The sequence below is a fragment of the Janthinobacterium sp. AD80 genome, from assembly GCF_002878455.1.
Lineage (GTDB): Bacteria > Pseudomonadota > Gammaproteobacteria > Burkholderiales > Burkholderiaceae_D > Janthinobacterium.
This window is the reverse complement of record NZ_NRDQ01000128.1, coordinates 1-8,484: the sequence shown is the minus strand read 5'-3', so window position 1 is coordinate 8,484 and position 8,484 is coordinate 1. Positions and strand designations below refer to the sequence as shown.

The 8,484-nt window shown below is 62.4% G+C and carries 7 protein-coding genes and 1 pseudogene; 4 read left to right on the top strand and 4 right to left on the bottom strand.

Annotated features, from left to right (window positions below; all coding sequences use genetic code 11):
* Both JaAD80_RS21765 and JaAD80_RS21760 read right to left on the bottom strand, forming a co-directional pair.
* Nucleotides 1-190 (bottom strand): annotated as a pseudogene (locus tag JaAD80_RS21765) (demethoxyubiquinone hydroxylase family protein); the annotation flags it as partial.
* Between the two features lie 87 nt (nucleotides 191-277).
* A complete protein-coding gene (locus JaAD80_RS21760) occupies nucleotides 278-709 on the bottom strand; it encodes a hypothetical protein (RefSeq protein ID WP_102297340.1) in 432 nt (143 codons plus the stop codon).
* Between the two features lie 148 nt (nucleotides 710-857).
* Here JaAD80_RS21760 and JaAD80_RS21755 point away from each other — a divergent pair, with 148 nt between their 5' ends.
* The 4 genes from JaAD80_RS21755 to JaAD80_RS21740 all read left to right on the top strand — a co-directional run bounded on the left by JaAD80_RS21755 (nucleotide 858) and on the right by JaAD80_RS21740 (nucleotide 7,601).
* Nucleotides 858-1,637, top strand: a complete 780-nt coding sequence (locus JaAD80_RS21755; protein ID WP_102297346.1) for an ATP-binding cassette domain-containing protein — start codon at nucleotides 858-860, stop codon at nucleotides 1,635-1,637.
* Nucleotides 1,638-1,640: 3 nt separating this feature from the next.
* Entirely contained in the window at nucleotides 1,641-2,837 is a 1,197-nt protein-coding gene (locus JaAD80_RS21750; RefSeq protein WP_102297337.1) for an ABC transporter permease, read from the top strand.
* Nucleotides 2,838-3,118: 281 nt separating this feature from the next.
* Nucleotides 3,119-4,012, top strand: coding sequence for an ABC transporter ATP-binding protein (locus JaAD80_RS21745; protein ID WP_102297334.1), 894 nt, complete (start codon nucleotides 3,119-3,121; stop codon nucleotides 4,010-4,012).
* Nucleotides 4,013-4,022: 10 nt separating this feature from the next.
* Nucleotides 4,023-7,601, top strand: a complete 3,579-nt coding sequence (locus tag JaAD80_RS21740) for a M1 family aminopeptidase (protein WP_102297343.1) — start codon at nucleotides 4,023-4,025, stop codon at nucleotides 7,599-7,601.
* Nucleotides 7,602-7,664: 63 nt separating this feature from the next.
* Here JaAD80_RS21740 and JaAD80_RS21735 read toward each other — a convergent pair whose 3' ends face one another.
* Complete coding sequence (locus JaAD80_RS21735) at nucleotides 7,665-8,045, bottom strand: hypothetical protein (RefSeq protein WP_102297332.1); 381 nt, start codon at nucleotides 8,043-8,045, stop codon at nucleotides 7,665-7,667.
* A 190-nt stretch (nucleotides 8,046-8,235) separates the two neighbouring features.
* Nucleotides 8,236-8,484, bottom strand: a 249-nt coding sequence (locus JaAD80_RS21730) for a catalase-related domain-containing protein (protein WP_308410635.1), incomplete at its 5' end; no start/stop codon positions are given.

The window sequence follows — 8,484 nt, the reverse complement described above, 5'->3', positions numbered from 1 at the left end:
CTTCACCGACATGGTTGACGCGCATCAGGCCGGCGCTGTGGCGCTGTTCCGCCGCGCTCAGTGCCGCATCGGGCGCGTGCGCGGCCGGCGACGGGCGCGAGGCGGAAGCCACGCCCGCCATCACGCGCAAGGCCTTGTCGGCACCAACAATCAAACGGTCCAGGGGGTCAAAGTAGCGGTGGGCGGTCATCGTGGCTGGGCTCATGTATGGGAAAACATGAATTATAGGACGATAGTGGCTGGCAGTCCCCACGCCGCGCGCAGGGCGAACGGGGCTTTATTGACCTGTGCGCGCTTTTTCCTGCTCGATCCAGTCCACCACGGGACCGACAGCATCGAGGCCGGACAGGCTTTTTGCCACGCCCAGGTTGAGGGAAATCAGGAAGGAGATACTGTCGACGGGGATATCCGGGCAGTGCTGGGCGAAGGCGGCAAGAAAGCGCTCCGATTGCAGCACGCGCAAGACTTTTTCGCCGCTCATGAATTGCAGCACGCTGGCAATGCTGTGCCCGCCACCGAGCGAGTGGTAAATGAAGCGGTTGTACTGCGCGTCGATCAGCTTGAAATCCAGCGTTTCTTCCGTCATCAGGCCAGCCAGGTAATACAGGCCCAGGCTGACGCGGAAGAAACCGATGGCTTCGGCACTGGTCATGCCGGCACGCGCCACGGCCAGTACCTTGTCCTGCATTGCCTGATCGATCGTTTGCATTGCGCTCTCCCGCGCCGTCCGCCGGCGCCCACCGGGCCAGCTTGCATGAAAGTGCTGTTTTTTTCAATAGACCAAACGATATTTCCACCTTGCAAGTTACATTTTTTGCATGCTACTCTAGCTCCTCACTGTCGAATGGATGAAACACATGATTGAGGTCAAGCACCTGGCAAAACGTTTCCGCATGCCGCCCCACAAGGGCAAGGCCATGCACATCAGCGATCCACGCGAACATGACGGCTGGTTCCATGCCGTGCGCGACGTCAGTTTCAGCTGCGCTCCCGGCGAAGTGCTGGGGCTGCTGGGGCCGAATGGCGCCGGCAAGACCACCACCTTGCGCCTGCTGTCGACGGCCTTGCAGGCGGACGCGGGCAGCGCCCTCGTCAATGGCGTCGATGTGCTGAAGCAACCGCTGGTGGCGCGCCAGAGCATCGGTTTCCTGTCCGGCTCGACGGGCCTGTACGGCCGCCTGACGGCGCGCGAAAACGTCGAATATTTCGGCCGCCTGCATGGCATGCCGGCCGACAAGCTGAAACGCCGTTGCGACGAACTGTTCTCCCTGCTGCAGATGGAAGAATATGGCGGCAAGCGCGCCGATCAATTGTCGACGGGCATGAAACAGAAGTGCGCGATCGCCCGCACCGTCGTGCACGAGCCGCAAGTGGTGATCCTCGACGAACCGACCACGGGCCTGGACGTGATGTCGGCCAAGATCCTGCTCGACTTCATCGCCAGCTACAAGGCCCTGCGCGTGCCGCTGATCTTTTCCACGCACCACCTGCACGAGGTGGAAAAGCTGTGCGACCGCGTCTGCATCATCAATCGCGGCACCACCGCCTTCAACGGCACGGTCGACGAACTGCGCCATCTGGGCGGCAGTGCCGATCTGTACGACGCCTTTGTCAGCGTCATCAACCAGGGAGCCTGAGCCATGTGGACCATTTATCTGAAAGAACTGCTGGAGCTCACGCGCGACCGCAAGACCCTGATCTTCACCATTTTGATCCCGATCTTTGCCATGCCGCTGATCTTCGGCGGCTTCGCTTATGTTTCCAGCAATATGTTCAAGAACGCCAAGACGGCGGAAATGCGCTACGCCCTGTTCGGCAAGGACCATTCGCCGGGCCTGAGCGCGCGTTTTGCGCAGCAGCACAATTTGCGCGAAGTGCCGCTGGCCAGCGAGGCGGAGATCCGCCGCGCCATCGGCGACGACACCATCAAGTTCGCCGTGGTCATCCCGCCGCATTTTGAAGACACGCTCAAGCAGCAGGAACAGGCCAAGGTGACCCTGCACTACAACAGCGCCAGCTCGGTGGACGTGACGCACCAGCGGGTGCGCGAGATCGTCGAGGCCTACAATGCCGGCCTGCGCGAAGGCGCCTTGTCGACCCTGAACCTGAGTCCGGCCCAGCTGGCCTTTGCCCTGAATCCCATCGTGCTCGACAAGCAGTCGACGGCCAACGAGCGCGAGCAGATGGGCGCCATCATCGGCGGCATGCTGCCGTATCTGCTGCTGATGGTCTGCCTGACGGCGGCCATGTACCCGGCCATCGACCTGGGTGCCGGCGAAAAGGAACGCGGCACCCTGGAAACCCTGCTGCTGGCGCCCGTGCCGCGCAGCGCCATCGTGCTGGCCAAGTTCCTCGTGCTGTTTACGGTAGGCATGACGTCGGCCGTGCTGATGGTCGGCAGCATGGGCGCCCTGCTGGCCATCTTCGGCAGCTCGCTGGAAGGCCACATGGCGATCCTGGTGAAGAGCATCGGCTTGCCCGACCTGGCCATGGTGACCCTGATGCTGGTGCCGACGGCCGCCATCTTCGCCTCGCTGCTGCTGTCGATCTCGATCTACGCGAAAAGCTACAAGGAAGCGGCCGGCATGATCACGCCGCTGATGCTGTTTGTCATCCTGCCCACGGTGACGGCTATGCTGCCCGGCGTCGAGCTGAACTGGATCTGGGCCATGGTGCCGCTGACCAACGTCTCGCTGGCCATGAAGGAGCTGGTGAAAGGCACCATGGATTACCGCATGTTTGGCGTGATCCTGGCCTCGACCACCATCATCGCCGGCGCCCTGCTGATGCTGTGCCGCTGGTGGTTCAACCGCGAATCGGTACTCTTCCGCAACTAGACGCTGTCAAAACCTGCCGCGCGTCGCGCCTTGCGGCCTGCGATGCGCACTGTGCCAAAGCACAGCTGCGCTTCCCAGCCACAACTCGCTGCCGCTCGCTACGGTTTTGCCAAGTGTCGGACGGGTAAGGCGGGGTGCCACCCACCCCGCCCATCTGCACTCTGGGCACGCGAAAATGCCGTGTATCGCATGCAACTGCCCAGTACGTCTTAAATTCAATACAATGCCAGCATAGATAAGCTCCGCAACATGGGGCGACAACAGCATGAGCAAGGAGTTGTATGGAATTGCAGATCCGCAAATTGTCGAAGACCTACGCGAATGGCGTGGTGGCGCTGGACAACGTTTCACTGACGATCCCGCCAGGCATGTTCGGCCTGCTGGGGCCGAATGGCGCCGGCAAGTCGACCCTGATGCGCACCCTGGCGACCTTGCAGGAATGCGATTCCGGCTCCGTCTTCTTTGGCGACTATGACGTGCTCGACGACAAGGACGAGGTACGCCGCATGCTGGGCTACCTGCCGCAGGACTTCGGCCTGTACCCGAAAGTGACGGCCTACGAGCTGCTCGACCACTTCGCCATGCTCAAGGGCCTGTCGCAGCGCGCGCGCCGGCGCGAAGTGGTCGAAGGCCTGCTGCAGCAAACCAATCTGTTCGACGTGCGCCACCAGCGCCTGGGCGGCTTTTCCGGCGGCATGCGCCAGCGCTTCGGCATTGCCCAGGCCTTGCTGGGCGACCCGAAACTGATCATCGTCGACGAACCGACGGCCGGCCTCGACCCGCAGGAGCGCGTACGCTTCCACAATCTGCTGTCCGACATCGGCGAAGACAAGACGGTGATCCTGTCGACGCATATCGTCTCCGACGTGGCCGACCTGTGCGCCAACATGGCCATCATCAACAAGGGCCACTTGCTGCTGTGCGGCAAGACCCAGGAACTGATCGATGAAGTCAGCTACAAGATCTGGGCGCGTTTTGTCGACAAGAAAGAGCTGGCCAGCTTCCAGCAGCGCCACGCCGTCATTTCCACGCGATTGCTGTCGGGCCGCACCCTGATCCACGTCTACAGCGACGACGACCCGGGCGACGGCTTCGAGGAAGCCATCGGCGACCTGGAAGACCTGTACTTCGCCACCATTGCCGGGCGCCACCGCGTCGCCCCGCAGTGCGACTGAGGGGATCGCCATGTTTGCGATCGCCCGCTTTGAAGCGCGGCAGCGGCTCAAGCTGCTGTCGACCTGGGTATATTTCGCCATGTTCCTGGCGCTGGCCATGCTGTGGATGGCCGCCGCCGGCGGCGTCTTCAAGGAAGCGAGCATCAGTTTCGGCGGCAAGTTCCTGATCAACGCACCGCGCTCGCTGGCATTTACCTGCAGCCTGCTGGGCTGCTTCGGCGCCGTGGTGGTGGCCGCCATGATGGGCCGCTCGGTGCAGCAGGATTTCGAATACGGCATGCAGCACTTCTTCTTCAGCGCGCCGATCAAAAAATACCAGTACGTCTTTGGCCGCTTCCTTGGCGCCTACCTGGTGCTGGCCGTGGTGTTTTCCAGCATCGTCATCGGCGCCTGGCTGGGCACCTGGCTGCCCGGCATCGATCCGGAGCGGCTGGGGCCGCAACGGGCGCTGGCCTATTTGCTGCCGTATGTGTTTACCCTGCTGCCGAACCTGTTCATCTTCGGCGCCATCTTCTTCGTCATCGCCGCCCTGACGCGGCGCATGCTGCCCGTGTACATCAGCTCGGTGGTAATGCTGATCGGCTACCTGGTGGCGCCCTCGCTGGCGCGCGACCTCGACTACAAGACGCTGGCCGCGCTGATCGACCCTTTCGGCACCACGGCGCTGATACGCCTGACGGAATACTGGCCGAATGCCGAGCGCAACACGCGCCTGCTGACGCTGGAAGGCGTGTATCTGCTGAACCGTGCGATCTGGTCCGGCTTCGCCCTGGTGGCCTTGCTGCTGGGCTACTGGCGCTTCCATTTCCACGCCGCCCAGGATGCGGGCGCCACCAAGCGCCGCAGTGACGGCGAAGCCCCGCTGCGCCTGTCGAACGCTTCGCTGGACACGCAGGAAACGCCGGACTTCGCGCAACGCAAGCTGGGCGCCCTGCTCTTCAAGCTGAGCTGGCTCAACCTGCGCGAAACCACCAAGAACATCTATTTTGTCGTCATCGTGCTGGCCGGCGTGCTGACCATGTATGCGGGCGCGCTGGACATGGGTTCCATGTACGGCACGAATACCTATCCGGTGACGGAAAAAGTGCTGGAGATGGTGAATGCCTCGTTCGCCCTCTTCATGCTGGTGATCACCACCTTCTATGCGGGCGAACTGGTGTGGCGCGAGCGGGAAACGGGCATCCACCTGATGCTCGATTCTTTGCCGGTGCCCAACTGGCTGCCCCTGCTGTCGAAACTGTTCGCGCTGGTCGGCCTGCAAGCAATGCTGAGCCTGGTCATCATGCTGTGCGGCATGTCGATCCAGATCTTCAAGGGCTATTACCGCCTCGATCCCGGCCTGTACCTGGAATCGCTGTTCCTGTCGCACCTGCCCTATTACGCGCTGATCGCCGTGCTGGCGCTGTTCCTGCAAGTGCTGATCAACCACAAGTACCTGGCGTACTTCGCCATGATCCTGTACTACATCGCCAGCGTCAGCGTGGCGTCGCTGGGCCTGGGCGACCCGCTGCTGCTGTACGCCAGCACGCCGGATTTCGTGTATTCGGCCATGAACGGCGCCGGCCACTATCTGCTGCGCGAACGCTGGTATTTGCTGTACTGGAGCGGCGCGGCCATCATGCTGGGCGTGCTGTCGCTGCTGTTCTGGCCCCGTGGCGCGCAGGACAGCTGGCGCATCCGCGTGCGCCTGGCCCGCCATGGCCTGACGCAAGGCGTGCTGGCCAGCTTCGGCATCGGCGCGCTGGTGTTCCTCGGCGCCGGCGGCGTGCTGTTCTACACATTCCACGTGGCCAACGATTACAAGTCCGACTACGCGCGCGATGCTGACCGCGCCAGCTTCGAGCGCCAGTACCGCAAGTTCGCCGCCACGCCGCAGCCAAGAGTCACCGACGTCAAGCTCGACGTGGCCATCTACCCGGCCCAGCGTACCCTGGCCGTGAAGGGCCGTTATGTGCTGCAAAACAAGACCAGCGTGCCCATCAGCCAGATCCTGGTGCAGCAAGACCCGACCGCCACCATGCGCCTGCGTTTCGATACGCGCGTGCATCCGGGCCTCGATGACGGCAAGCTGGGCTTTTACAGCTACCGCCTGGCCACGCCGCTGGCGCCGGGCGCCACCCTGGGCCTCGATTTTGACATTTCCTACGCGCCACGCGGCATCTTCGGCCTGGGCCAGGACACGCCCGTGGTGGCCAACGGCACCTTCTTCACGAATGCCGTGCTGCCGCATATCGGCTACCAGCCGCAGCTGGAGCTGACGGATGCGCGCGACCGCAAGAAACATGGCTTGCCGCCGCGCGCGCAGGCCCTGCCGCGCGACGATGCGCGGGGACTGGCCGACAATTACGTCAGCAACGACGCCGACCGCATCAACTTCGACGCCACCGTCAGCACCGTCGACGGCCAGACGGCCATCGCGCCCGGCATGCTGGACAATGACTGGATCGCCAACGGCCGCCATTACTTCCATTACACGATGGAACAGCCGATCCTGAATTTCTATGCGTTCCAGTCGGCCCGCTATGCCGTCAGGCACGAGCGCTGGCAGGATGTGGCCATCGACGTGTTTTACCAGCCTGGCCATGAATACAATCTCGACCGTTTCGTGCGCGGCAGCAAGGAAGCGCTCGAGTACTACACGAAGAATTTCGGCCCCTACCAGCACAAGATCCTGCGCATCGTCGAATTTCCCCGCTACGCCAACTACGCGCAGTCGTTCCCGAACACCATTCCCTACTCGGAAGGCCTGGGTTTCATCGCCAAGGTCGACGACAAGAATCCCAAGGATATCGACTACCCGTTCTACATCACGGCGCATGAAGTGGCGCACCAGTGGTGGGCGCATCAATTGGTAGGAGGCAACACGCGGGGCGCTACCGTGCTCAGCGAAACCCTGGCCGAATACTCGGCCCTGATGGTGATGAAGAAAACCGTGGGGCCGGCCAAGATGCGCCGCTTCCTGCGCTATGACCTGAATCAGTACCTGCTGGGCCGCAGCGAAGAGCGCAACCAGGAATTGCCGCTGGCCGACAATGAAAACCAGGGCTACATCCATTACCGCAAGGGCAGCCTGGCCATGTATTTGCTGCAGGATATGCTCGGCGAAGACAAGGTCAACGGCGTGCTGCGCGAGCTGATCAAGACCTATGGGCAGAAAGGGCCGCCCTATGCCAGCGTGACGGCGCTGATCGACGGCTTGCGCCAGGTCACGCCGCCCGCGCAGGCGTATCTGATCGATGACCTGTTCGAGAAAATCGTGCTGTTCGATAACCGCGCGCTGGCTGCCACGGCCACCAAACGCAGCGATGGCAAATATGCCGTCAGCATGAAAGTGCAAGCAGGCAAGCTCATTGCCAATGCCCAGGGAGAGGAACACGAAGCGCCGCTGGACGACTGGATCGAGATCGGCGTCGACGACGCCAACGGCCATCCGCTGCTGCGCGAACGCCTGCGCATGACAGCACGTGAAGCACGCCATACCATGATCGTCAATGGCCGGCCGGCCAGGGCGGGTATCGATCCGGACAACAAGCTGATCGACCGCAAGCCGGACGACAATATGCTGGCGGTGGATATCATCGAGCCGTAAAACACAATGGCCGCCTTGTCCCGGCGGCCATTTCTTTCTTCGTCAACGCCTCCGGCCCCGGGATCAGGCGGCCGGCAGCGTGACAATACTCAGGCTGATGCCCATTTCCGTCAAGTGCTGCATGTCGGCCAGGGTCAGGTCGAACGGCGCGTCACGGGTATCGTCGCCGTGCAATTCCAGTTGCAGCTCGGCGACGATGCGCGGCATGGTGAACGTCACGCCGCGCGAGCGGCATTCAGCCAGATAGCTGCGGATGCGCGATGGCAGCACTTGCGACTTGGGCGCGTGCGCGATGATCACTTCAAAGCCGGAATCGAGGTGCACCCGCCCTCCCGCCTTGGCTTCGCCCTTGCGCCACTCGCGCTCGGGGTCGCTGGGCAAGACTTCGAGAATGGACTTGAGCGTGGGGTCATCCCCGTGCACCGACAACTTTGCCATATTCATAATGCAAGACTTTCTAGTCAGATGCCGCCAGGAAGGCGGCGCGATCATCAGACCGACAAGTCTACGCATGGACGGCAAATATGTCCACATGGCAATATTTAATATCACGCCATGATTTGCGCTTTATCAATACCGCGCCACACTGCATGCGGCATCCGGCGGAACCGTGTTGTTCCGCCAGAAACACGCTTTACAAGACGACGCCCCGCGCCGCCAAGGCGGCCCGCACACCGGCGCCGTAGGCAGCATCGGCCTGGTCGAAGTGGCCGAGCTGGCGCTGCAAGGTTTCCGGCCGCACCTGGCTCAACGGTCCTGCCAGGTTGTCGAACAGGTTTTGCTTCGCCTGCTCCGACATCAGGCGGAACAGATTGCCTGCTTGCGTGAAGTCGTCTTCCACGCCGCGCCCGTCGTAGCGTGCCGCGCCGCCGTCCAGCGCCAG